The sequence below is a fragment of the Cupriavidus sp. SW-Y-13 genome (assembly GCF_009793345.1).
Taxonomy (GTDB): domain Bacteria; phylum Pseudomonadota; class Gammaproteobacteria; order Burkholderiales; family Burkholderiaceae; genus Cupriavidus.
Genome location: NZ_WHLX01000003.1, coordinates 373,091 through 397,399, shown reverse-complemented (window position 1 = coordinate 397,399; position 24,309 = coordinate 373,091). Strand labels below are relative to the sequence as shown.

Below are 24,309 nucleotides of genomic sequence, written 5' to 3'. Positions count from 1 at the left end.
AGCGGTGTTGTTCGCGGTCGCTGGCAAGTCACTTCCGGGCCGTCCTACGCGCCGTTGGACGCTCCTCTTTTTCGGACAGTGTCCGGAAAATTAGGACACGCGATGAAGGTCATGGCTACCCTGTGAGAGCAAAACCTCGGCCGAGTTGGAAGTCGTTATACCGAACCTTGCTACCTGATGACAATCGCTATCGGCGGCGCACTCATTGACGTACCGGATCGTTGCGACAAGCTCCCGTTCGTGGCGTCGATGGCGAATTGCTGGACCGCGCGGGCGGTCTGGCTGGCCACATACAGGTACTGGCCAGTGGGACTCACGGCAATGCCTTCAGGAAGGCCGCCAGTGGGGGCGCGTGGCAAGACCTCGCTCAGCGCACCCGATGTGGCGTCGATGGTGAAGGATGAAGCGGTACCGTCAGTCTCGTTGCTCACGTACAGATATTTTCCTGCAGGCTCGACAACAAGGTTCGTCGTACCATTTCCCGCTGGAAATGGCGAGCTCATGGGAGTCAGAGCGCCTGTCGCGGCGTCGATCGTGAAGCCGTAGACCACATTGTCGTTTCCGCGTGTGACATACAGAAACTTGCCGGCCGGGTCGATCGCCGTATACCTCGGCGACGGCGTCGGAATCGCAATGCCTGCTGCCAGCATGCCATTGTTGGCATCGATGTTGTAGACCGAGATGGTGTTGGCGGTGTAGTTACAGACGTAGAGAGTTTTCCCGTTCGGCGTGACAGCGACAGATATTGGATTGCCACCCGTCGGCACCTGTCCCGCCGACATCAGGTCGCCCGTGGATTCGTTCACCGCGAAGATGGCAAGAGTGTTTGAGTCTCTGTTTGCCACGTAAAGGAATTTCCCGTTCGGAGACATGGCTGAGGCCTGCGGCGCGATACCTCCGGTCGAGAATGGCGACGCGGGCAGCGGCGTGGGTGCTCCGCTCACGGGATCCAGGGAGTAGCCACGTACGGCATTGGCCGAGATATCCGTTAGATATAGAAAATCACCGGTACGCGACAGTGTGGCAGGGAGAATTCCTCCTACTGGCACGCTATAGCCCGTCGAAGTGAATGCGCCGGTAGACGGATCGCCGGCGAGGATAGCCGAGCTGAACAGCGACGTTACAATCGCAAGACGCGTGCGCGCCGCGCAGGTCACGGTGACCGCGATCGTTGCGGATCCCGCGGTCCCGGCTCCCGCGCCGACCGTACAGATCTGCGCCGGCAAGGTGGGTTGCGTTACGACGGTAACGGCGTACGCACCGCCCTGAGCGACAGGCCTGGCGAATGCCGCCTGTCCATCCGCGTCGAAGGTGAGATTGTCGGCTCCATTGTTTTGCAGGACAAGGCCGGTGCCCAGCAAGCCGGCCACCGTAACCGAGATCGTCCGTGAAACAGGAGCAGCAGGGTCCGGGGCCACCACAGGCGCTGTGACCGGCGGCGTCTGCGGCAGCGCCATGTCTGCCATCCCGCTACTGCCGTTGCTGTCTCCGCCGCAGGAGGACAGCGTGGCGACCGCCACGATCGCGGCCAATATCTTGTATGTCCTCATACCCGTCCCGTCTGTAATTTTTTGGCCGACGCCTTGGAAATGCAGCGCAGCAGGCTGGTCAAACCGGTCATTATGTTGATAGGTGATCGGTTCGCGCCGTGATCATGCCGCAAACGACTTTATTTTGGCAAACGTCGATTTTTGCGCACCACCGCGGGGCGCTACGTCATCTGCATGCCGCTTCTTTAGTGTGCAGCGGAGCAGCATGTTTGTATACAACGCGTGGCAAATCGCCCCTGACAACCGTCGGCCAGCGATGGATTGCGGTGCAACGAACCAGCGCCCGGGGCGACCGGCTGCCCAGTCACGGCCATCCAAGCATAGCCAAACGCCCGCGAAAAGTGCTGCCGCGTCGGGTAGAGCGGCAGAAGGTGCTGGTTGCTGTGGGCAGGCCAGCCCTAGTTACGGCTCGATAGCATCAGCGCCGCAACCCCTAAGACGCGCGGCCACGACGCCGTCTAAGTAACGAAGCTGGTCCGTAACACGTCTGCGACGACGTAACCACCGTGCGACGCCGCGCGCTAAGAGAAAGATAGCCACACAAACGGCTACAAAGAGGGGCACCGAAACCGCCATGGCAACGAACTGTTGGGAAGTACTCCGCTTATTTCGGTACGTTTATCCACAAACTTGAGAAAACCATCGGCGCGGCACGCAGGATTGAGATCCTGGACCACAGCGCGACCGGGGCCGCCTGCGGGGGGCTGCATGCGGGCCCAGGAAACGGTCCTGTAAAGTTCTACGGAGCACCGTAAATCCCGACGGGTAGAGATAAGGAAATTGGCTCCTTCCCCAGCTTGCGCAACCATCCGTTTCACGGTATCCCTATTGGTCGCCACAGTACGGAGCCGGCTGCCTTGTTCTCCTAACGACCGTGGAGTTGTATAAATTTGCCGTGCAACGCGAAACAGGTGTGTGGCTATCGACTGTTTGAAGTTGTCGAGACGCCCATCGCATAACGAAATACTCTGTTAAAAATCGATGAGCGAAGGACATATAGACGGAACGCCCTGCCCCTTTTGCGGCATGCCCGCGCAGCGAAAGGAATTGACTCCCCGCGCTGACGGCTACCTCTACCTTTGCCAGACCTGTGGAGGCAGCTACAGCATCGGCATGTCGGCGTTGGCGCGAGCAATGGATGGCGATTTCCCTCCTGGCTTGTTGGCGGATGTACGCGACGCCATAGCGGGCGGCAACGTGCCGCGGGTCGCGAGGATTGCGACCGATTGGCATCCCCTTGACATCGTCGATGGTCAAGATAATGGACTTGGTTTCGGACAGAACACCAGGAGGTCCGATGTAGACCCTGTTGATAGGCTCGACCGACAAATCAGCAACTAACACCATCATCGCGGCGGACAGCAGTACCACGATTCCGAGCCAAGGCCCCACGAGCGCACAAGCGCCGGCGCCGCCGTTTGGATGTCGCAACGAACTCGTCGATGAGACGATTGTGGCCGCAGCCGCGAGCAGCGCGCGATCGCGACGTCCCGCGGATACCACCCATCGGTAGAACACCGCCCCCTAGCTGGCTGACGGGATCGCCGAAGCGTTGACACCGCAGCGCGGCGTTGCCCTAATTTCCTAAGTCTTTTGCCTTTGCTCCTACATCGGACTGCCCAAAAATCGCGTTTTTGTTGGACAGCCGGTTCGTGCCAGTCAGGTACTCGCAAATCCGTGCTGCACGTGATGCTATTGCGATACGCAATCTTATCGCAGCAGTAGTGATTGAATGGGAACTCTGTTTCCCATTACCCCTTTCTACACGGTGGGAAGACGCCACGTCACCTACTGTCGCCGGTGCCCCTATCCAAACGCTTATTCAGTACCCTTTGGCGGCCGGCTGCCAGCCGCTCAGGCGCTGGGATGAGCTAAAAAGTAAGACGTAGCTGACAGCGAGATAGGACGATCACCGCCCGGCGCCCTGTTGAAACGTTCCTACCATTCACTCAGGTTCGACCCTTGCGCTGGGAACCTTATGGACCTCTCCGTAGATTGGAAATCTCTGCTTACCTTCAGCATCTCTCCAGTAGAGATTGTGATACGTGGCACGCTGATGTACTGGTTCCTGTTTCTGATGTTCCGGTTCGTCGCGCGCCGCGACATCGGATCGCTGGGAATTGCTGATCTCTTAATCGTCGTGATCGTGGCGGATGCAGCCCAAAACGGAATGGCAGGCAAAGGAAACAGCATCACGGACGCGGCGCTCCTAGTCGCCACGCTGATTGCATGGAACCGTCTTCTGGATCTTGGCGCGTGGCGATTCGAAATCATTCGGCGTTTTGTAAATCCTCGACGAGTTCTCCTGATCCATCACGGAAGAAAAATCCCAGACAATCTGGAGCGCCATGCGATTACCGATGACGAGCTCGCTTCGCAGCTTCGCGAAAATGGCGTGCAGTCTTACAAAGAGGTCAAGGAGATGTACCTGGAACCGGACGGAAAGATCAGCGTAATTCGCGAACAGGGAAGGTAGCCAAGCCAGTCGTCAAGAGTTGGATGGGGAGCGCTAATGGGTTGCTCTCCCTATTGGGGGTTGTCGGCGTAGAAATAGCCGATTAAATCCGCATTCGGCCGTCAACTGCGAGACGGCTTGAATCTTCTGCGCTAGCGCACCTCCCGGCCCGCTGGGGCGCCAAGGGGACGCAGCAGGGTGCCGCCGCAATATCTGCGGCGCTGCAGCCCTTACGCGCGTTCGCCCGGGTGACAGTAGACCACCTACATCAGCCGCTGGCATGGTTCCTGCGGCATTTCGGCAAGAGCCGCTGCTCGTCGCCACAAGGAATGCAAATGAAAAATCCCTGGCTCAAAAAAAATCCGATGCTGAGCATGTGGCTCAGCGGTGCAAATGCGGCGGCCGGCGCGGCGCGTGGACGCACTATCGCGGAGAGCAGGCGCCGGACAGCCAAGGCCGCTGCCGCGATGACACATGCTGCAACGGATGCGTGGATCGCGGCGCTGACGCCACCTAAGACTGCGCGCAAGCGTTCGGTCAAACGCCGCAGCAAGTAGATGCGCGGTCGCCGCCAGCAATTCGTGCAAGGCAAGGCGTGAAAGAGCGCATTGCCGCAATGCATGACGCGTTTCCTCAGGAGGTCTTAGCTCGCGTTCGGCCATCCGCGAGTTGTCGAACCGATACGTAAAACTATGCGAGGTCCAAGACATCCCTCACCTTTTTCGCCAACTCGTCGAGGCTGAACGGCTTGGTGATGACAGGAATACTGGGGTCCAAACGATCGTTGTGGATCAGCGCGTTTCGGGCATATCCGGTGGTAAGCAACGCTTTCAAACCAGGCTGGATCTCTTTGGCGCGCGTGACTACGTCCAGCCCGGTCAGTCCCCCGGGGAGTCCGACATCCGAAAGCAGCAGGTCGACACCGGTTCGCTTCAGCACTTCGATCGCGGACGGCCCATCCACAGATTCGATGACGTGGTAGCCCAGTTCCTGCAACGCGGTCACGGCGAAAGCACGCACGTCTCTATCGTCTTCGACCACAAGCACTGTCTCTCCTGCAGCGACCGGAGCGCTGGAGAAATTATGGAGTACGGGATCATGGAGGTCGCCGTAGAACCGCGGCAAGTAGAGCTTGACAGTAGTACCCCTGCCACGCTCTGAATAGAGCTTCACATGGCCTCCGGATTGCTTAACAAATCCGTAGACCTGGCTCAGGCCTAGTCCCGATCCCTTGCCTTCCTCCTTGGTGGTAAAGAACGGTTCGAAAACGCGTGCCAAGACCTTCTCATCCATTCCGACGCCCGTATCGGTAACACTGATGAGCACATATTGGCCGGGACTGACCTCGCCATGGCGAGCTGCATACGCTTCGTCCAGGTACCCATTCGATGTCTCGATGGTCAGCTTGCCACCGTCTGGCATCGCATCACGCGCATTTACCGCCAAATTGAGGAGCACATTCTCGAGCTCGCTCAGATCTGCCTCGGTTGCCCAAAGTTCGCCCGCGCCGACGGATTCCAGTTTGATCGTCTCACCAAGCGCTCGCCTCAACAGCTCCGCCATGCCATGGATGACGGCGTTGGCATCGAGCGGGCGCGGCGCAAGAGGTTGCTTGCGCGCAAACGCCAGTAATCGTTGCGTTAACGTCGCAGCACGCATGGCGCCAGACTTCGCGAGGTCAGTGGAGCGGCGCAAGCGCGGTAAGTTGTCTGGCAATCCAAGTGTCAGTATGTCTAGATTGCCGACAATGACCTGGAGCAGATTGTTGAAATCATGGGCAATGCCGCCTGTCAGTTGCCCCAAGGCCTCCATTTTTTGCGATTGCCGTAGTGTTTCGGCGTTCTTGACGAGTTCCTCCGTCCGCCGGCGGACCTGCTCTTCAAGATCCGTGTTCAAGTCGCGCAACGCAGCCTCGACATTACTGCGTTCAGCGATTTCGCGCTGCATTGCCTCAAACAGCCTAACGTTGTCGATGGCCACCGCCGCTTCGCCGGCCAACCCAGTCAGGTTGCGTTCCGAGTCGTCTGTGAATACGCCCGGCGTCGAATGCCCGAAGAACAGTCCGCCAATAACACTGCCGTCTCGTGAAATGACCGGCACGGCCAGATAGCTTCGCACCGGAAGATGGCCCGCCGGCATGCCGGCATTCGGCGTGTTTTTTCCATAGCGGGGGTCCAGAGTAATGTCATCCGAGCGGACAATGCCCTCTCCGTTGAAGGTAGGAGAGAACACCGCGGTGTTCCGCGGCATGGGGAACTTGGAGAATCGTTCCGGCGGGGCTCCAGATATGCTGTACAGCATATAACTCTGCCCGGCAGCGTCCGTGACGTTGTAAAAAAACGCCCCAAATTCTGCTCCCGTCAATGCCACACCGGCATCTGTCACGAGTTGCACGACTTTTTCAAGATCCGTTTCCCGCGCCAGTGATGTGCTGGCCCGATTGAGAATCTCTAGCGCCCGCGTTCGCGCTCGCAGAATGGTCTCGGTTTCTCGCTGCGCCGTGCGATCCCGCAGAACCTTCACGAATCCCCGGCTTGGGTCATTTTCTGACATGGGCTTGGTCTCGCCCACAGCCCAGATAAGTTTCCCGTCCTTACGCCGACGCCAACCTTCAGCGCCACCTGTACCGGTAGCCGCTGCAATGCTGAGTTCGTGCGCCCACTGCCGGGAGCCGTTCTCCCCATCAGGAAAAATTAGACTCAGCGATTTACCGAGCATTTCGTGCTCGGCCCATCCGAGAAGTCGCTGGGCGCCCGCACTCCACCCGGTCACCGCTCCGTGCGCGTCCACGGTAATAATCGCCGTTTCGACCGCACTGTTAAGGATGCGTCGATATTGCTCGATGATAGCCGTGCTTTCCTCGTCGCTTGCCTTGGCCGCGCCGTCGGAGAGGCAAAGAGGGAAATGACCTCGCGTTGTTGGGGGCATGGGTGATCAGGGCGCCGAACCGAGACAAGAATTATCACAAGAAGATACGTAAATGCCAACATTGGACAGTGTATTTAATACGCCACTCGGCCGCGGCGTGAAGCGTCCAGAGGAGGACGGCCGGACGAATCCCAGACCTTCTCTGCAACATGTCGGCCAAAGCTCGCCGCAGGTTAAAGAGGCCAGTAACTCTCAGTTCAACTACAATTCGTGTGATCTAGCGCAGCGGCTACGGGATGCCGCGCACCAATTACGTCGGAACAGTGCCCTTCCCCGACCTGACGAATTCACACATGACCCAACAGCTCGTCCGAGTGCAAAGCGGTGTACCGGGACTTGACACAATCCTATGCGGCGGACTAGTTCAAGGTGCTGCCTATATCGTCCAGGGCAGTCCTGGCGCCGGAAAGACGATTCTCGCCAATCAGATCGCTTTCTATCAAGCAAGCCGCGGCGGGCGCATTCTCTATGTCACGCTTCTTGCTGAGTCACATGAGAGGCTTTTCCAGGCGCTTGCGACGTTCGACTTCTACGAGGCTGATGCCGTCGGCCGTGACGTCTTCTATATCAGCCTGTTCAAGGTGCTGCAGGACCAAGGATTATCCGCCCTTGTAACGGCACTGCGCAACGAGCTCGCACGCAACCGTTGTACGACCCTTGTACTAGACGGATTGCTCATTGCAAAGGACAAGGCGGAGTCTGCGCTGGACGTCAAGACATTCGTCGCAGAACTGCAAAGTCATGCCGCGTTCACTGGCTGCACAGTGTTGTTTCTCACCAGCGCGCGCACTGATGACGTCAGCCCCGAGCACACCATGGTCGATGGCGTTATCCAGCTCAAGGAAGAGCTCGCTGGCATCCGTACGGTGCGCCAGATGCGCATTTCCAAGTCGCGCGGCAGTGCGGCACTGGGGGGCCTGCACCAGTACAGAATTTCCAACTGCGGCATGGACGTCTACCCGCGACTGGAAGCTCTGCTCGGCACGCCGTCGGCGGAAGAGTGGCTCGAGCAGGCCCGTGTGGATACCGGCGTGCAGGGATTGGGACAGTTGCTCGGCGGCGGACTGCCGCCGGCCTCGGTCACAATGCTCATGGGTCCGGCGGGCAGCGGCAAGACAACCTTTGGCCTTAATTTCCTGAGCCTCGCAACCCCTGATGCGCCTGCGCTGTATTTTGGTTTCTACGAATCCCCGCAACGCCTGCGAGCCAAGGGGCGCGCACTGGGCATAGACGTGGAAGGACTCGAGCGATCAGGTGCACTTGTCATTCTCTGGAATCCGATGACGGAGAACCTGCTGGATCTTCTCGGCCATCAATTGCTTGCCGCCGTCCGCGAGCACCGCATCCAGCGGCTGTTCATCGACGGCATGACCGGTTTTCACCGGTCGGCCGTCTACTCTGCCCGCCTCATAGAGTTCTACACGGCCCTTGCCAACGAACTGCGTGCGCTCGGCGTGTCCACGGTGGCCACCCTCGAGGTGCGCGATTTGAACGGACTATCGGGGACCGACCCCCTGCCAGAATACAGCAGCCTCATGGACAACCTGGTGCTGCTCCGTCAGGCAGGTGTTTCAGGGGAGCTGCGCCGGTTCATCGGCGTGGTCAAGATGCGCGACAGCGCGTTCGATGCGGCGTTCCACGATGTTGTCATTGGCCCCGGTGGACTCCGCGTGGCAAATCGCTTGGTACTGGGTCGTTCGGACGAACCGGATGCTTTTTCTGCCTCAACCGGGCGCACACCGACAATCGAGTCCTGACCATGGCAACCGTAGTCGTCATCGACGACGAGACTATGAATGCCGATGCATTGGCATTCGTGCTCGCGGCCGAGGGGCTGGAGGCCCATATCGCTGCAGATGGGGCCGCAGGGCTTCGCGTCATTTATGAAGTCAAGCCAGATGTCGTCATCACTGACTTCATGATGCCGGTGATGACCGGATTTGAACTCGCGCGGGTTTTGCGCGCCAACATCGAGACTGCCAGCCTCCCGCTGATCCTGCTCACGGCCGCTCAAGCGAATCTAGGGCGTGAACATCCCGAGCTGTTTGATGCAGTCTTCGAAAAGCCTTGCATGCCGCCGGAAGTCATCGCCGCAGTACATCGGCTCATTGACAGCAAAAGAAAGTAAGCCTAACAGGCTTAAATTGTCTGACTGCCGTACACCGTACACCCCATCCTGAGGTTGTGGAAGGACCTTCCGCGTCCGCCGACAGTCGCGATCAGCTTTGACCTCGCGTATGATCTCCAGGAGGCGACACAATTCACGGGCAATCGCACGAGTACTCAATCTGCACAAGGTGGTTTTCGGATGCTCCAAGTGGCTTCGCTCGACCATCTATGCAGGATTTCTTCTGCTCAGACCGGGTGGAAAGCTAAATCCACTCACATTCAGGCCGCCAGTGTCCGTGCAGCAAAGGCCACGTGGGCGCTCATGACTCAAAGGCCAGCGGTTGACTCCCCTCTGACAAGCCCGTCGATGATGTCTGTACCGTGCTGAACTGCGGCTCGCTTGGCCATCCCTAGATCTGTCCACTGCACACCTGGAACCAAAAAAACGCGTCCACTTTCGGCCGACGGTGCTATGCCCTCACGACAGATAACAATAGATGCGCTGTAGGTTCGGTCTGGACGGCGCTCATGCCATTCGCGCGGCGGCTCATATTTGTAGACCAAGGGATAAAGGTCGAAGCCCTTACTATTTGCTGACGGATAGTTGTCCATGCCGCGCTCCAGTGGGTGAGCTACCCACTGTACGCCTATTGACCGCTCATGCAGACTTATATTTTCCTTTCGAGTTTGCGCGTGCGCGTGCGCGCCTGTAGGCTAAACACTGACATCCGCCAAGCGCAGATGGGGTCAGCATGGAACTGCTTCGCAAACCGCCGCGATGCCGGGCTGCCGACGCAATGACCGAATAACCGAGGCGTCAATGAAGGACCTCAGAGACACGCTCTTGCTGACCTATCGCGGCTTGGTAATGCGGGTGCGAGTGCATCGCGAGAGCAGCTTTTTGGTGACACTTCGGTCCCACTGGGGGTATGACGTCTGCATCGATGACGCGCGGGGCGGCGTGTGCGTTTGGGGCCCGCTTCACCACACCGCGCCCTATCATTCGCATGATGCTGCTGAACATGCTGGCTTGCAGCGCGGACGGCTCGCCATTGACATGTTGCTCGGGCCATTGGCATAGGGCACTTGATGGACCCCGTAATGCGAAGTATGGTCATACTGGACTCGCTTGCTGCGCCCGTCGTGCAGGTTGTTCGCGCTTTGCAGCAACTGCCGATGCATGTAGCTGATATACTCCTCCACTCTTGGTGCGCGTCGACACTCTCGACCGCACAAACGCGGGCCGCAAAGACGCCAGAATACAAACGTCGGCTCGTCGTGTGTACACCCTCCTCTTGAGCGACACGCTCACCACCTTCCGACCTGCGGTAAGTCCGCTCCACGTGTATCGCGTACTAAGCGTCTTACACGCGCAAGCACGGTCCACATTGCAGTGCTCGAACGCGCTAATTTCGCGGCGCCAGCACTGACTCTTAACTACGACGCCCTCCCCCAAGGTCGCAGGCATTCATGCCAAGTCGAGGCATTCGTCCTGCATTCCGGGCCGTCACCCAACCCAACAATATGAAGCACAACACAACACCGTTCACCGTTACCGTCTACCCGATCGAACAAGAGCCTGGCATATGGTTCGCAACCTACATGATCTCAGAGTACCGAGAAGGCGTTGAATGCGTCGTGGCAAACGTGTCGATGCGCCACGCCACTCACGTTTCAGAAGCCAACGCAAAACAAGCCGCACGCAATGCCGGGGACAATGCCGTCGCGCGATTTCGTCAGCAGCGGTCGGCCCAGCCGAAAGCCCAAGCGACGCAGGCTCGCTTCAATCGCGTGCAATCATCGACGACAAAAGAAATAGTCCTTGGCTAGGGAAGAACTTTTGGAATTCGGAGGGAGCAGCTCTGCATGAACACGCCCGCGCTTTCAGTCTCCAGTTCCCGCACAGCGCGACGCAGATCGCGATTTTTCGCTGTGGCTACCGCTACCCGACCCGTCCTTCACATTGTTCGCCACTCTTCCTCTGGCATTTCGACCGCAACGAATTCGGCATGCCCTCGTACGGGATGTGGCGCGATTTGCGGTTTAGCTTACGGCTTGGCGGTTAAATGCATTTAATCTGCGCACCACTCTTCAGTGACGCACGACCTGGCCAAGGAGACGGTCCACCAACCGTGCAACCGCCGGGCGTACCTAGGCGAGTTGGTGCAGATCGCGCCCACCTCGCGCGCCACGGCAACCCCTACAGCGTGCCGGCCTCATATGCAAATCGGCCGATCAGCTGGTGTTTATGCCTCGCCTGGTGTTCGTTGCCGAAGGGCAAGTCATCGCCGAGCACGTACGCTGCATCAGGCGAAGCCACGGCCATGGCAGCACGATCTATGACTGCCGTCACTATTTGGTTGTTCTGCAGCGCAAGCCCGGGGACTACACTATGGAGCGCCATTCGCTCTAGCTTCCTGAAGGATTCAAGCGTCTGCAGCGCATCTTGCTAAAGCGAACCGGTGGCGATCGCGAGATGGTGGAGGTGTTGGCGCTGGTTCTGCTGCACGATGAGCAGGCAGCTGACGGCCGTTGAACTTGCGCTTGAGACCGGCCCGGCCCCCTTCACAAGCAGACGGTCCTCAATATCCTAAGCGGTCTGCTGCAGGGCGAGCCCATTTCACCGATTACCGCGCCGCAGACGCTGGCACTACAAGTCGAACCCGAGGCCAATGTTGGTCGCTACGACACGCTGAGGGAGGCTTCGGTTCGACCTAGGTGGCATGCAGGAAGGGACTGGCTTCCCCGTCCCTGGCGCTATCGAAGCTATATGAGATGGAAGCCGAAGGCGTTGTGGTTGTCGAAGCGGTTATTGAAGCAGACTGGGCTCAGCAGTTGGAGCGCCCGCAATCGCGTCGCCAAGTTGCATTCTCTAGACGAAGCAGCGCGGTGCCTGGAAGTCGATGACTCCGCGGATAACCTCTCGCATCGCCAGAATCAACGGCCGTGTGTCATCGCGGCGCCATTGCACGGCGTAGTGGAGCGGCTCCAACGCATCGCTATCGGGGAGGATGCGCAGTGCACCGCGTTCAACGAGCGCCTCAGCCCATAGCCTGGGGGCAAAGCCGAAGCCCAGCCCCTCAACGACCATGCCTACGACGGCTCCCCAACTGTTGCACATCAGGCGCCGGCCCACCATCTGGCCTCGGTGCGCCAGCCATTGGTCGAGCACCCGCGTTCCGCCCGCACCGACCGGCAGTGTCAACAACGTCTGCTCGCTCATCAACACCCGCGGGTCGTCCGTTCCCGCCAGCTCTAGGAAGGACTGGCTCGCTACCCAAGCAAAATCCACCTGACCTATCCGCTCTGCCCCCAGGCTGCTGCGCGTCGACGGTCCGGCCAGGACTCCAATGTCCAGCTCACCATCATGCAAGCGCTGCTCTAGAACCTGCCCGATGTCGACGTGAGGCTCCAACAGCAAACCCGGATGGCGTGACGACACCTCGCGAACCAGCTTCGGCAGCCAGGTCAGCCCGCTCAGTTCCCCCAGGCCAATACGGCACCGCCCACTCAAACCATGACGTTGCCCCGCCGACTGCTGCAGTTCCGCAGCGGCATGCAGCATCGCGTGAATCTGCGGCAGCATCTGTTCGCCCTGAGCCGTCAGCTCGGCGCTTCGCCCACTGCGGTCGAACAGCGCAACGCCCAGCGACGCCTCCAATTCGGCAATTCGTTTGGAGAGCGACGACACCGACAGGTGAACACGTTCTGCCGCCACCGTGAAGTTGACGCACGTCGCCGCCCAGTAGAAGGCTTCAAGTTGCTTGAGAGTCATGTGCGCTCCGTCGCTTCATCCGATACTTTCCTAAAAGCGAAATTATACATTCGTTATTTTTCGCTTTTGTTGGCAAGTCGTCGTTGCTAGATTGACTTCACCCTGAGCCCACTAGCGTCATGTCAACCGCTCCTCTCCACCACGCTACCCAGACTGCTGCTCTCCCCTCCGAAGATAGGAAGACAGGGAAAGAGCCGTTGTCTGCAATGGATGTGAGGCGCGCGGTATGGCTCAAGCGGCATGTGCTGTCGCTGAAGGACTTCGAGCCGCTGGCGCGCAAACGCCTGCCCAAGCCGCTCTACGCCTACGTGAGCGGCGCAGTCGAGGACAACATCACCCTGACGCAGAACCGACAGGCTTTCGAAGACCTGGCACTCCGGCCCCGCGTGCTGGTCGGCGTATCGTCGCGCGACCTTAGCATCAGCCTGTTCGGCCGCCAGTATGCTGCGCCATTCGGCCTGGCACCGATGGGGATTTCCGCCCTGTTCGCGTACCGCGGTGATGTCGTCATGGCACAGGCTGCCAGCCAGGCGTCCGTACCGGCCATCATGAGCGGCTCGTCGTTGATTTGCCTAGAAGAAGTCATGGAAGCGGCCCCCGGTACCTGGTTCCAAGCCTACCTTCCCGGAGACATGAGCCAAATCGAAGGGCTGCTGGCACGCGTCGAAGCAGCCAAGGTCGAGACACTCGTCATCACCGTCGACACACCTGTCGCGGGAAATCGCGAGAACAACATCCGTGCCGGGTTTTCCACGCCGCTGCGCCCGAGCGCCGCCCTTGCCTGGCAGGGCATCACGCATCCGCGTTGGCTGCTCGGCACCTTCACTCGCACCCTGGTTCGCCACGGTATCCCGCACTTCGAGAACGCCTACGCGCACCGCGGCACCCCCATCGTCTCGCGAAATGTGGAGCGCGATTTCTCGGATCGTGCCCATTTCACTTGGGAACACCTCGCTAACATCCGTCGCCGCTGGAACGGGCAGCTAGTAATCAAGGGCATCCTGACCGCAGAAGACGCGCGCTTGGCGCAACAGCATGGCGCCGACGGTATCGTCGTCTCAAACCACGGTGGCCGTCAGTTGGACGGAGTTGTCGCCGCGATGCGCGCTTTGCCCGAGGTCGTTGAGGCCGTTCCGCAGTTGCCCGTGATGCTCGACAGCGGCGTGCGCCGAGGCACTGACGTCATCAAGGCACTTGCCTTGGGTGCCCGCTGCGTATTCATTGGCCGGCCATTCGCTTACGCAGCGGCCGTGGGTTCCCGCCAAGGGGTCGCACACGGCATCAACTTGATGCAAGCCGAAATTTCTAGAGACCTGGCCATGCTGGGTATCACTCACGCAACGGATGTGGATGCGCAGTGCATCTACCGACCGCCTCCGCATTGAGTACCAACCTTCACCGCATCCCAACAGAACCTTCACGGTCGATACAGGAGACAAGACAATGACCTCGCCACACGGCTTTCGCATTCATCCGCGTCCCACGCACCTCGTCAGCACGTCGTTGATGGAGCGATATCGCAATTTCCCGGTCGCCAATGTCAGCGATGCCATGAGCCGCACGACTGGGACCAGTCAGCTGCGCGCCTTCCACCGCCGCGACGGCAATCTGGTTGGGCGGGCACTGACCGTTCGCACGCGTCCGGGCGACAACCTTATGGTCCACAAGGCCATCGACTTGTCCGGTCCTGGCGACGTCATCGTTGTCGACGCAGGCGGGGTCGGGCCCAATGCCATCATCGGCGAAATCATGCTTGCGCTCGCCATCTCGCGGGGGGCAGCCGGCTTCGTCATCGATGGCTTGATTCGAGACAGCGACACGATTGGCAAGGAGCCCCTGCCCGTCTATGCACGCGGTGTTTCGCATCGTGGACCGTATAAGGATGGCCCGGGGGAACTCCACGTTCCGGTCTCCATCGATGGCATGGTGGTTCGGCCCGGTGACCTGATTATTGGTGATGGAGATGGCCTGCTGGTCGTTCCTGCTGAGGAAGCCGAAGCGATTGCAGTTCGCGTGGAAGAAGTACAGCGAATGGAAGCTGGCGTTCTGGAATCGATTGCCCAAGGCCGAGCCGACCGTACCTGGGTGGACCGCTCGTTGACTGACAAGGGGGTCCTGTGAGCGAGGCCCTTCCCCCAAAGCGTCAGGTCGTTCGATTCGACTATTGGCTGGACCCCGCCTTCAACCGCATAGTCGGCGAAGCTTCAGATGTCACCCTGCACACATGCCAGCGCGAGGGTGCAGACGAAGAGGCATGGGCACGTCTCTCCGAAGCCCATGTGTATCAGATTACGGCCGCCAAGGATGAGTTGCCCCGGCGCTGGTTCGTGACAGCCGAGCTTCTCGCTCGCTGCCCGAATCTTCTGGCTGTGTCCTCGAGCGGCTCCGGTTGCGACACGATTGATATCGATGCCTGCACGGCAGCAGGTGTGGCCGTGATGAACCAGGCCGGTGGGAACGCCGATTCAGTGGCGGAAATGGCGGTCGGGTTGATGCTCTCTGTGATGCGACGCATTCCTGAGTCGGACCGACGCATGAAAGCGCATACCACCGGCAGCCGTGAAGACCTGATGGGCCACGAACTGCGTGGACGGACACTGGGCCTGGTTGGCGTCGGACACGCCGGGAGCCGCGCTGCGGCGCTTGGCCGCGCCTTCGGCATGCGCGTGATTGGCTATGACCCGTATCTCGACAGCGCTGAGAAGGCAAAGCGCGGTACCGAGCACGTCTCGTTCGACGAGTTGCTGCGCTCTTCCGATATCGTGTCCCTGCACTGCCCGCGCGACGCAAGCACACTCGGGATGATGAACGCCGCGGCCTTTGCAGCAATGCGTTCAGGCAGCATCTTCGTCAGCACCGCCAGAGGCGGCATTCACGATGAGGCCGCCCTGTATGAGGCGTTGTTTAGCGGACACCTCGCTGGCGCCGGCCTGGACGTCTGGGACCAGGAACCGCCTCCTCCAGAGCATCCGCTTCTGACACTCGACAACGTCGTCGCCACCTTCCACACGGCAGGCGTGACGCATGACGCCCGTCGCAGAAACGCTACCCTGGCCGCGACGCAAATCCTGGCATTGCTGGCAACTGGCGAGAGGCCCGAACGACTGGTGAACCCCGACGTCTGGCCCAGGGTGCGCCAACGCATGGAGGCATGCGTAGCTCGTTACCGTTAACTGACCACGAACGCAGTCATCACAAAATTACACCGGCCACATGAGGGTCGGTGAGGAGACAAGAACCATGCACAGCAAACCCGACTCCCGTCGTCGGCGCCTATCCCTTTGCCTTGCCGCGAGTGCGCTCGTCGGTATGGTTGGCGCTCTGACACCAGCCTCATCCCAAGCGCAAGCCGCAGTTTGGCCGAATCGACCCATCGAGATGATTGTGGCGTACGCTCCAGGCGGCGGCACTGACCTGGTCGCCCGCCTGCTCGCACGGCATCTGGAGAAGGAGCTGGGCGCAACCATTGTCGTGCAGAACAAGCCGGGCGCTGGCGGCGCCATCGGCTTTGCCGAGCTGGCGCGCGCCACCCCGGATGGCTACACCATCGGCTTCATCAACACGCCGAACCTGCTGACGATTCCGATTGAGCGCAAGACGACGTTCACTTGGAAAAGCTACGACCTCATCGGCAATCTGGTGGATGACCCGGGCGCATTCACCGTCAATCAGTCCAGCAACATTGATTCCCTGGCGACGCTCGTGAAGTACGCCAAGGCAAACCCCGGCGCCGTCACTGTCGGCACAACAGGCGTAGGCTCAGACGACCATCTTGCCATGCTGTTGTTCGAGAAGGCATCGGGCGTGAAGATGACGCATGTGGGCTACAAGGGCGCGGGCGAAGTGCGTGGCGCGCTGGCCGGTCAACAGATTACGATTGGCGCCATCAACGTCGGAGAAGCACTGGCCTATCTAAAAGGCGGCACGCCGCTGAGGTTCCTGGGACAAATGGGACTGTCGCGCGCAGTGCTTGCGCCGAACGTCTCTACGTTCCGCGAGCAGGGCTACAACATCGAGCTCGCATCGTTGCGCGGCCTGGCAGCACCCAAGGGCCTGCCGGAGCCAGTCAAGAAGAAGCTCGTCGATGCCATGGCCAAGGTTGCGGCAGACCCGCAGTTCAAGCAGCAAGCTGACGCCATGTTTGCGCCGCTGCGCTACCTCGCCCCAGCCGCCTACGCCGCCGAACTTGAACGCGGCGAAGCAGGCTTCCGCCAACTGTGGAAGGAGATGCCATGGCAAGAAAAGTGAGCCGGCTCTTCCGGATTGTGACCGGCACCGCAGCACTGGTCTGCTCGACGCTGCTGTCGGCACAGACGGCACTACCGTCCGGTGCAATCACCATGGTGGTCGGCTGGCCTGCCGGGGGGCCCTCGGACTCCGTCGCGCGTCTCGTATCTGCGCAGATGTCCAAGACGCTGGGACAATCCATCGTCATCGACAACCGTGCTGGGGCAGGCGGCAACATCGGCTCGGATATCGCTTCGCGCGCCAAACCCGATGGCGGCACCATCATGCTTGCCACGGCGACCTCGCACGGACTCAACTCCGCACTCTACAGTCGGCTGAACTACGACCCCATCAAGGACTTCGCACCAATTGGCCTGATTACCACCTCGCCAGGCGTCATGCTCGTCCCCAAGGACTCGCCATATCGTTCAGTAGCCGAGCTAGTCGCCAAGGCACGCGCTCAACCTGGTCAGCTGAACTATGGTTCCGGTGGCGTCGGCTCGAGCCAGCATCTGGCAGGCGCAGTGTTCAAAAAGCTCGCCAACGTGGATGTTGCACACATTCCGTTTAAAGGCACTGCTCCCGCAATGACCGACCTCATGGCCGGACGCGTCGACTTCATCATCACAACGGGTGCCCTCCCCTTTATCCGCTCTGGCAAGGTCCGGCCACTTGCTGTAGCTGCGCATCAGCGCCTGCCAGTGTTGCCGGATGTCCCGACGTTCGAAGAGGCCGGGGTGAAAGGGTTCTATACCGATTCCTGGTATGGACTGGTGGCGCCCGCGAACACGCCGCGCCCGGCGCTCGAGAAGTTGAATGCTGCGCTGAACCAGGCATTGCGAGACCCCGAACTCCAAAAGCAGTTCTCGGAGCAGGGTTCTCTACTCGTCAAGCCGATGGGGGTGGATGAGTACTGGACGTTCGTGAAGAAGCAGATGCCCAGCGCTGCAGAGCAAGTTCGCATCTCAGGGGCTAAGGCGGACTAGAGACGCAGCGACTCTCTCTGCCGCCCAGGGATAAGAGAGCGATACGCGTCGAAGCTAGTCCAACCGCATGGCTAGCTGCTGCAAGTCGACACACCCTAACGTAGGGAAGACATGGCAGCTCAAGCACATGAAAATGTCGACGTCGTGATTGACCCCATGACATTCACCCAGCCCGCCAGCATCATGCTGCGGGCTTCCTTTTCCTCAGACCTCGGCTATACTGTATATCCATACAGTATCGACCCCTGAGGCCATGCTCCCAGAACCTGCAAATTGCCCCCTGTGCGGCAGTTCCGCTGAGCGGATTCGGTCACTCCAACTTCGGGGATTCCGATACACCTGTCCAAGATGTGGCTCGTTTGGCATAGAGACGGCGGCTTTGGGCGATATGGAAGCCGCCATCTTGGGTCGCCAGGCAGTCGCTCCTTTGCGAGCCTATGGACATTTGCCGTCCATACACAGAGACAGGCAAGGCGTTCGTGTTGGACGTGGCCGTACATAGGACCGCGTAGACAACGGTCTACGACAGCGTCGTCGAGGAAGGAGCAGAAGTTATGGGTAACAGCCGGTTAGCAGCGAGCTGTCATCTACGTGGTGACTCGTCAAGTCAGCCCGCCACTGTGGGCGCTAACGGGATACTTGGGCGCATCGAAGGCCAATATGTATCTACGGCAATACGGCAGCTTCCTCCTGCTGCCACTGCCATTCAAGAACATCTGGATGTAGAAATCGACGCCGGCGCAGATGGACGTGTGCGCTTCTTCGCCGAGAGAAAAACGGCTCGGCATCATCGACACTCGCATTATTATTGGTCGGTGTATCGCGCTGAACCGGTTGGAAGCAACGACACGCTCTAAACCCATTGTTCTCATGCAGATTTGGACGAAGCTCTTCACTCAGACGCTCATCGCCATCGGGCTCATCGTCGTGGCGGCGGTGGTCTCGCGCGTCATCTACGTCAATGCGAATCCACCGGCGATGACCGACGTTCAAGAGGAAAGTGATGTCCATCGAGAAGTCGTCGACTGCAGAATGGAGCATAGACCGGCAGAGCACCCCGCGCGCCAAACACGTGAGGATGCCATCTGGATTGCGGGTTGCCTCGACTCCTGAAGTAAAACGGGCGAGCCGGTTGACACTTCCCGGCCATCCACAAAGCTCACTTTAGGTACACGCCCTCGGCGTTCAGGTTCCGGCGGGCGCGGCCGTTAGCTGAGATTAGCTGTGCGAACCCCGCTACAGCATTTTTCAGGGCAAGCGGCATACCCAGCTGCTTGCCCCTTCTACTCAACCCAGACAACGCAACGGCGCAACGGACGCATTGAAGCGCTTACTACTGAGGGCGCGCGAGCGCCAGTGAGGCGACGAACTCTCGCACGGCCGGGCTCTCATCGCCAGCTCGCGTCACAGCCACCAACGTGGCTTGCGTCCGCACATTCGAAATACGAACGAAGGCCACGTCACTCCGGTTCGCCGCTGCAACCGAAGCACCCACCACTGTGAATCCCAGTCCGGCGGCAACCAGGCCCAGTGCCGTGTGAATCTCGATGGCTTCATGTCCCGCGCGAGGATTGCCTCCAGCCTGGCGAAGTAAATCGACCATCTGGTTCGCGTACCGGCTCTGCGGGTCTTTCGGATATTGGATGAGCGCCATATCGTCCAAGTCGGCGGCCTTAATCGTCTTGCGTTTCGCCGCCCGAGATTGGATGGGCACTGCGGCAACAAACGGGTCTTCGAAGAGTTCGGTATAGGTCAAGTCGCTGGCTCGGTCGAAATCGCCGATGTAGCGGGAAACGCCAACGTCAATTCGACCACTACGTAGCAGTTCTGGCTGATGCTCCGACAGTTGCTCGAGCAAGTCCAGTTGAATGCCGGGAAGCTTTTCCCGAAAGCGCCGGACCGCCTCCGGGAGCAGGGAGAAGATTGTTGACCGGGTGAATCCAACTCCAAGCCAACCAATGTTGCCAGCAGCAACGGCCCTCGCCTCCTCGTCAAGTTGGCGCATTTGGGAAAGAAGGTCTTTCGCCCGGGGATACAGAAACTTACCAGTGGGCGTTAGCGTCATGGGCCGATTGGACCGGTCGAACACGGGCGCACCCAACTGCGACTCCAACTGCGATATCTGCATGCTGATTGCCGTGGGCGCGACGAACAGGCGACCGGCAGCTGCCACCGCGCTACCAGCATCGACCACCTCACAGAAGTACCTCAGTTGCTTCAAGTTCATTTTTTATGAATCTAGGTCCAATTTTCGTTGTTTGATTCAGCCAAGACTTTACTCGAAACTCCAACGACCGACATATGGAGTTAAGCGATGGACAGTGTTTCGACCCCCGCGCAAAGTCTGCTGGAAGCGGCTGGTGCCCTTAGCACAGCTGAAATCTCGGACGCGCTCGACTATTTCAAACTGCCCGGTAGCGCACTCGGCATCGGCCTCCAAGCCGGTGAACCGCGCATTTTCGGTCCCGCCTTCACGGTTGCTTTTGTGCCTGTCGACACCGCGACGCCGGGCACTGTTGGCGACTACCTCGACAACATTCCTCAAGGCGCCGTCGCCGTTCTGGACAATTCCGGCCGCGTCGACTGCACCGTATGGGGCGGCATCATGAGCAAGATTGCTGAACATCGCGGTATCGCCGGCACCGTCATCAATGGGGTCTGCCGTGACACTGCCGAAGCCCAAGAGGTCAACTACCCGCTCTACGCGCGGGGTCGCTTCATGCGCACCGGCAAAGACCGTGTTCAGGTCAGCACTGTTGGTGAGGTCGTCAGCCTTGGCGACGTGCGAGTGACGCCAGGCGACTACGTGGTTGCAGACGCCGACGGCGTCGTCGTCATACCGCAAGCCCGCGCGGCAGAGGTGTTCGAGCGCGCTCTTCGCACCCGCGAGGTCGAAGGCAAGATTCTGGAAGCCGCGTTGGCCGGCACACCGCTTGGGGAGGCACGCCGCCAATTCGGGTACCACACGCTTCAGCGGACCGGTCACTGAACCCAGGGTCACAAAAATATAACGGAGACAAAATGAACTGCAAGATGTATCTCGTGACCGCGCTCGCGGCGACCTTGGCCTGCGCACTCACTCCTGTCGCGGCAGCGGCGGCCGAAGCTTATCCCTGCCCGACCCTGCGGCTCGTATCCCCTTACCCGCCCGGTGGTACCACCGATATCCTCGCGCGCATTGTTTCGCCCGGACTATCCAAGCGACTTGGCGTCACCGTCATCGTCGACAACAAGGGCGGCGCCAGCAGCAATATTGGCACTGAGTTCGTCTCGCGTGCCAAGCCGGATGGCTGCACCGCACTGCTCGGGAACAACACCGGGATTGTCATCAACCGGAACCTCTACAAGCTGAAGCTCGACCCGACTCAAGCATTGGCTCCAGTGGGCGAAGTAGCGTCGGTTCCGCTCGTCCTTTACGTCAACGCGTCGCTACCTGTGAAGACTGTGGGACAACTGGTCGACATGACCAAGGCCGCTCCCGGAAAGTACAGCTACGCCTCCGGCGGAAGCGGCAGCCCGCAACATCTCGCAGGCGAAATGCTGAAGCTCGAGCGTCAGCTCGATATGGTGCACGTCCCCTATCGTGGCCAGGGGCCCGCGTTGAGCGACGTCATTGCCGGCCAAGTACCCATTGCGTTCGAAACGACGACGGCCATCGCCCCGCACATCAAGTCTGGAAAGCTTCGTGTGCTGGCAACCACCGGTGCAAAGCGTTCGAAGACGCTGCCCGATGTTCCGACGCTGCAGGAATCAGGGTTCCCTGGCTTCGTCATCGAGAACTGGTACGGCTTGTTCGTGCCTGCAGAAACGCCTGCACCGCTTATTCAGCAGCTGAATGCAGAACTCAATGCGGTCCTCACCGAACCCGACATTGCATCGAAGCTTAGCGACTTGGGGTCTGGCGACGTTCACGGCACGCCTGCTCAGTTCCGTGCATTTATCACGAAAGAAATGCCGTACTGGGAATCGCTGGTCAAACGCTCCGGCGCGAAGGTCGACTGAACATCTACGAATTCGGAATCCACTGAAATGACTCAAAACCCAACCGCAAACCAGCTCGAACGTCTCTTGCGCCTGGGCACCGCGACCATCCACGAAGCTCAGGGCCAGCGCGGCGCCGTAGATTCCGCTATTGCGCCCTTGCACCCTTCGATGCGAGTCGCCGGTCCCGCACTGACCATCGACATCCGCCCCGGGGACAACCTGATGATTCACTATGCGTTGACGAAAGCTCGCCCAGGAGATGTCCTCGTGGTCGATGCCAAGCAATTCGTCAACGCCGGACCATGGGGTGATGTGCTGACGTTCGCAGCACAGAAAATCGGCATAGCCGGCCTGGTCATCGACGGTGCCGTTCGCGATGCGACAAATATCGTGGAAATGGGCTTCCCCGTATTCTGTCGCGGTCTCAGCATCCGCGGGACCAACAAGGTTCAGCCCGGTCGCCTGAACGTGCCCGTTGTGGTTGGTGGTGCTCCAATCAATCCCGGCGACATCATCGTCGGCGACCGCGACGGGCTTGTCGTCGTAGCAGCGGAAGAACTCCAAACGGTCATCGACGCAAGCGAAGCCCGGGAGGAGAAGGAAGCTGAAATGCGGAAGAAGCTTGAACAAGGCGCCACGATGGTCGAGCTGCTTGGACTGCAAACAACCCTCGATTCTTACGGGCTGCGCTGACTCAATCGAAGGATAGAGCCTGCAAGCTAGGGGGCAAGTAGGGTCGCTGCCATGTCGGGCGCAAGCAATTGACAATCCCGCTGGTCGGTCAGCTGTGGAAACGCTTCGGCAGTTCGGGCGATAACCAGGACATCGGTCAAATCGCCCGCTTCGAGAAACGACGAAAAGGCCCGCTAGAAAGCAGGCGGGCCTTCTAGCTTCGGCTATTCCGGACAAATCGACAGTTCGTGTCCGCTTGCACTGAGCTGGTGTTCAGTCATACGTACGGACAGCTCAGACTTCGGTAAACGACAAATCTGCTGAGCACATAAGGCAGGCTCTCAAACTGAGAACCCACACTCGATGCCGCGCTGAAGTCGGTTGCGTTGCTAGTACCTCAGAACTTGTGCCGAATACCGAGAACGGCGGCGCTTTGGTTCGCGCCAGGACTCGTCGTGCCGAAGCCTGTAACCCCGAGATTCGAGTTTTCCTTGTTCCGTGTGTAAGCGACATTGAGAAACAAGTCCGTGCGCTTCGAGAGCTGGTAGTCGGCCGAAAAGACAAACATCCATGGGTCCGCGCCAGTATCCCGAAAATCCTGGTAGTACGCCACCGCGGTGAGGTTCCACGCAGCGCTGACGTCCCAGGTCGCACCAGCCCAATACAGATTGGTCGTTGCATTAGTCGGGGGCGTCATGAGTCGTGCGTACCGATAGCCCACGAACGATTTCACCGGCCCCCATAGATATGTTGCTGCCGCTGCAACCCGCCGGCTCTTGCTGTCGGCAGTAGCGACTGAGTTGCCCGCGACCTCGTCGTAGACTAGGTTCGTGCTCACGGGGCCGGCGTCATAGCCGAGCGCAAATGAATACTCACGTCCCACTTTGCTGTTGCCAGGCACTTCGCCGTTAACGCCGGAAGTCCCGTCGACACCAAAACTGTAGAACCCCTTCGCGGTTAATCCGCCGATTCGTCCCACATATTTCACGGAATTGTCTGCGCGCGATTGAAGGGCCGCGTCCTGCGCTCCGATGGAGTATCGGCCGGCAATTGCCATGGGGTCATAGGCCCCGCCCAATTCGAACATGGGAGTTGTCTGACGCCCTAACGTGAGCACACCGTATCTCGTCTGCAGGCCGACCCAAGCCTGACGACCGAAGAGCCTCCCCCCTTGGGCGCTCTTTCCATCGTCCAAGCTAACGCCACCTTCAAGAGCGAAGACTGCCTTGTTCCCGCCGCCGAGCTCTTCTGCGCCTCTCAATCCCCAACGTGAACCCGACATGTTGCTGGACTGCACTCGAACCGTGCTGTGATTACCATTGGGCTGGTGATTTGCATACTCGATGCCCATATCTGCCACACCGTACAGAATCACGTTGGATTGAGCGGCGGCAGTCCCTGCCATTCCGGCGAGAATAGCTGTTGTCGCAAGCTTTGCTTTCACTGTTTGTCTCCTCCATTGCTCTCTTGAGGGCCTCCGTACTTTCAGAGTGCATGTCAAGGTCTGAGCGTTTTTTTAAGACGAGCGAAGCCCTGCACGTGCCTGCGCTGCATGTGCAATTGGCTGTATGAAATGTGTGTCGATGCCCGAGACGTTCTAAGGGCGGCCAGTCAGAGAGTGAG

Annotated in this window: 20 protein-coding genes and 1 pseudogene; 15 read left to right on the top strand and 6 right to left on the bottom strand. The window is 59.5% G+C overall.

Translation table 11 applies throughout. The features are described from left to right. Window positions 1-170 precede the first annotated feature (170 nt). Window positions 171-1,532 (bottom strand): beta-propeller fold lactonase family protein, encoded by a 1,362-nt coding sequence (locus GA566_RS29350; protein ID WP_160475070.1) that lies wholly within the window; start codon window positions 1,530-1,532, stop codon window positions 171-173. Window positions 1,533-3,528: 1,996 nt separating this feature from the next. On the opposite strand from GA566_RS29350, the gene GA566_RS29345 reads away from it, so the two are divergent. Continuing rightward, complete coding sequence (locus GA566_RS29345; RefSeq protein WP_160475069.1) at window positions 3,529-4,026, top strand: DUF421 domain-containing protein; 498 nt, start codon at window positions 3,529-3,531, stop codon at window positions 4,024-4,026. A 314-nt stretch (window positions 4,027-4,340) separates the two neighbouring features. After that, the gene (locus tag GA566_RS29340; protein WP_160475068.1) at window positions 4,341-4,562 is read left to right on the top strand and encodes a hypothetical protein; all 222 of its coding nucleotides are present in this window, start codon (window positions 4,341-4,343) and stop codon (window positions 4,560-4,562) included. A gap of 133 nt (window positions 4,563-4,695) precedes the next feature. Here GA566_RS29340 and GA566_RS29335 read toward each other — a convergent pair whose 3' ends face one another. Beyond that, window positions 4,696-6,933, bottom strand: a complete 2,238-nt coding sequence (locus tag GA566_RS29335; RefSeq protein WP_160475067.1) for an ATP-binding protein — start codon at window positions 6,931-6,933, stop codon at window positions 4,696-4,698. 293 nt (window positions 6,934-7,226) lie between these two features. Between GA566_RS29335 and GA566_RS29330 the strand changes: the two genes are divergently transcribed. Both GA566_RS29330 and GA566_RS29325 read left to right on the top strand, forming a co-directional pair. After that, window positions 7,227-8,690 (top strand): ATPase domain-containing protein, encoded by a 1,464-nt coding sequence (locus GA566_RS29330; protein WP_160475066.1) that lies wholly within the window; start codon window positions 7,227-7,229, stop codon window positions 8,688-8,690. A gap of 2 nt (window positions 8,691-8,692) precedes the next feature. Next, window positions 8,693-9,061, top strand: a complete 369-nt coding sequence (locus GA566_RS29325) for a response regulator (RefSeq protein WP_160475065.1) — start codon at window positions 8,693-8,695, stop codon at window positions 9,059-9,061. 308 nt (window positions 9,062-9,369) lie between these two features. Here GA566_RS29325 and GA566_RS29320 read toward each other — a convergent pair whose 3' ends face one another. Then, on the bottom strand, window positions 9,370-9,654 hold the full coding sequence (locus tag GA566_RS29320) for a hypothetical protein (RefSeq protein WP_160475064.1): 285 nt from the start codon (window positions 9,652-9,654) through the stop codon (window positions 9,370-9,372). Window positions 9,655-10,512: 858 nt separating this feature from the next. On the opposite strand from GA566_RS29320, the gene GA566_RS29315 reads away from it, so the two are divergent. Together GA566_RS29315 and GA566_RS33445 are read left to right on the top strand one after the other, a co-directional pair. After that, entirely contained in the window at window positions 10,513-10,872 is a 360-nt protein-coding gene (locus GA566_RS29315) for an isochorismatase (RefSeq protein WP_237380910.1), read from the top strand. A 365-nt stretch (window positions 10,873-11,237) separates the two neighbouring features. After that, window positions 11,238-11,740, top strand: a pseudogene (locus GA566_RS33445) (IS21 family transposase); the annotation flags it as partial. Between the two features lie 174 nt (window positions 11,741-11,914). On the opposite strand, the gene GA566_RS29310 reads toward GA566_RS33445, so the two are convergent. Next, complete coding sequence (locus GA566_RS29310) at window positions 11,915-12,817, bottom strand: LysR family transcriptional regulator (protein WP_160475063.1); 903 nt, start codon at window positions 12,815-12,817, stop codon at window positions 11,915-11,917. A 242-nt stretch (window positions 12,818-13,059) separates the two neighbouring features. On the opposite strand from GA566_RS29310, the gene GA566_RS29305 reads away from it, so the two are divergent. The 6 genes from GA566_RS29305 (at window position 13,060) to GA566_RS29280 (ending at window position 19,143) form a co-directional block, all read left to right on the top strand. Beyond that, window positions 13,060-14,202: an alpha-hydroxy acid oxidase gene (locus GA566_RS29305; RefSeq protein WP_370459385.1), complete on the top strand. Its 1,143-nt coding sequence runs from the start codon at window positions 13,060-13,062 to the stop codon at window positions 14,200-14,202. A gap of 58 nt (window positions 14,203-14,260) precedes the next feature. Next, window positions 14,261-14,938, top strand: a complete 678-nt coding sequence (locus GA566_RS29300) for an RraA family protein (RefSeq protein WP_160475062.1) — start codon at window positions 14,261-14,263, stop codon at window positions 14,936-14,938. After that, window positions 14,935-15,990 carry an NAD(P)-dependent oxidoreductase gene (locus GA566_RS29295; protein ID WP_160475061.1) on the top strand — a complete coding sequence of 352 codons (1,056 nt, stop codon included), beginning with the start codon at window positions 14,935-14,937 and terminating at the stop codon, window positions 15,988-15,990. The genes GA566_RS29300 and GA566_RS29295 overlap by 4 nt, the downstream gene beginning before the upstream one ends. A gap of 67 nt (window positions 15,991-16,057) precedes the next feature. Beyond that, window positions 16,058-17,065, top strand: a complete 1,008-nt coding sequence (locus GA566_RS29290) for a tripartite tricarboxylate transporter substrate binding protein (RefSeq protein WP_160475060.1) — start codon at window positions 16,058-16,060, stop codon at window positions 17,063-17,065. Beyond that, the gene (locus GA566_RS29285) at window positions 17,050-18,030 is read left to right on the top strand and encodes a tripartite tricarboxylate transporter substrate binding protein (RefSeq protein ID WP_160475059.1); all 981 of its coding nucleotides are present in this window, start codon (window positions 17,050-17,052) and stop codon (window positions 18,028-18,030) included. Before GA566_RS29290 ends, GA566_RS29285 begins: the two co-directional genes overlap by 16 nt. Window positions 18,031-18,780: 750 nt before the next feature. After that, window positions 18,781-19,143, top strand: coding sequence for a hypothetical protein (locus GA566_RS29280; protein WP_160475058.1), 363 nt, complete (start codon window positions 18,781-18,783; stop codon window positions 19,141-19,143). A 220-nt stretch (window positions 19,144-19,363) separates the two neighbouring features. Here GA566_RS29280 and GA566_RS29275 read toward each other — a convergent pair whose 3' ends face one another. After that, complete coding sequence (locus tag GA566_RS29275; RefSeq protein WP_160475057.1) at window positions 19,364-20,257, bottom strand: LysR family transcriptional regulator; 894 nt, start codon at window positions 20,255-20,257, stop codon at window positions 19,364-19,366. Window positions 20,258-20,344: 87 nt separating this feature from the next. On the opposite strand from GA566_RS29275, the gene GA566_RS29270 reads away from it, so the two are divergent. The 3 genes from GA566_RS29270 to GA566_RS29260 are packed head-to-tail and all read left to right on the top strand — an operon-like array spanning window position 20,345 to window position 22,707. Then, on the top strand, window positions 20,345-21,019 hold the full coding sequence (locus tag GA566_RS29270; RefSeq protein ID WP_160475056.1) for an RraA family protein: 675 nt from the start codon (window positions 20,345-20,347) through the stop codon (window positions 21,017-21,019). Between the two features lie 32 nt (window positions 21,020-21,051). Then, window positions 21,052-22,032 (top strand): tripartite tricarboxylate transporter substrate binding protein, encoded by a 981-nt coding sequence (locus GA566_RS29265; protein WP_237380906.1) that lies wholly within the window; start codon window positions 21,052-21,054, stop codon window positions 22,030-22,032. A 27-nt stretch (window positions 22,033-22,059) separates the two neighbouring features. Next, a complete protein-coding gene (locus GA566_RS29260; RefSeq protein ID WP_160475055.1) occupies window positions 22,060-22,707 on the top strand; it encodes a 4-carboxy-4-hydroxy-2-oxoadipate aldolase/oxaloacetate decarboxylase in 648 nt (215 codons plus the stop codon). Window positions 22,708-23,083: 376 nt separating this feature from the next. Here the strand turns inward: GA566_RS29260 and GA566_RS29255 are convergent, their stop codons facing one another. After that, on the bottom strand, window positions 23,084-24,130 hold the full coding sequence (locus GA566_RS29255; RefSeq protein WP_160475054.1) for a porin: 1,047 nt from the start codon (window positions 24,128-24,130) through the stop codon (window positions 23,084-23,086). Between the last annotated feature and the right edge of the window lie 179 nt (window positions 24,131-24,309).

Coding starts and splice junctions, on each gene's coding strand:
- GA566_RS29345 (WP_160475069.1), top strand. CDS start 3,529: ATGGACCTCTCCGTAGATTGGAAATCTCTGCTTACCTTCAGCATCTCT.
- GA566_RS29340 (WP_160475068.1), top strand. CDS start 4,341: ATGAAAAATCCCTGGCTCAAAAAAAATCCGATGCTGAGCATGTGGCTC.
- GA566_RS29335 (WP_160475067.1), bottom strand. CDS start 6,933: ATGCCCCCAACAACGCGAGGTCATTTCCCTCTTTGCCTCTCCGACGGC.
- GA566_RS29330 (WP_160475066.1), top strand. CDS start 7,227: ATGACCCAACAGCTCGTCCGAGTGCAAAGCGGTGTACCGGGACTTGAC.
- GA566_RS29325 (WP_160475065.1), top strand. CDS start 8,693: ATGGCAACCGTAGTCGTCATCGACGACGAGACTATGAATGCCGATGCA.
- GA566_RS29320 (WP_160475064.1), bottom strand. CDS start 9,654: ATGGACAACTATCCGTCAGCAAATAGTAAGGGCTTCGACCTTTATCCC.
- GA566_RS29315 (WP_237380910.1), top strand. CDS start 10,513: ATGCCAAGTCGAGGCATTCGTCCTGCATTCCGGGCCGTCACCCAACCC.
- GA566_RS29310 (WP_160475063.1), bottom strand. CDS start 12,817: ATGACTCTCAAGCAACTTGAAGCCTTCTACTGGGCGGCGACGTGCGTC.
- GA566_RS29300 (WP_160475062.1), top strand. CDS start 14,261: ATGACCTCGCCACACGGCTTTCGCATTCATCCGCGTCCCACGCACCTC.
- GA566_RS29290 (WP_160475060.1), top strand. CDS start 16,058: ATGCACAGCAAACCCGACTCCCGTCGTCGGCGCCTATCCCTTTGCCTT.
- GA566_RS29285 (WP_160475059.1), top strand. CDS start 17,050: ATGGCAAGAAAAGTGAGCCGGCTCTTCCGGATTGTGACCGGCACCGCA.
- GA566_RS29275 (WP_160475057.1), bottom strand. CDS start 20,257: ATGAACTTGAAGCAACTGAGGTACTTCTGTGAGGTGGTCGATGCTGGT.
- GA566_RS29270 (WP_160475056.1), top strand. CDS start 20,345: ATGGACAGTGTTTCGACCCCCGCGCAAAGTCTGCTGGAAGCGGCTGGT.
- GA566_RS29265 (WP_237380906.1), top strand. CDS start 21,052: ATGAACTGCAAGATGTATCTCGTGACCGCGCTCGCGGCGACCTTGGCC.
- GA566_RS29260 (WP_160475055.1), top strand. CDS start 22,060: ATGACTCAAAACCCAACCGCAAACCAGCTCGAACGTCTCTTGCGCCTG.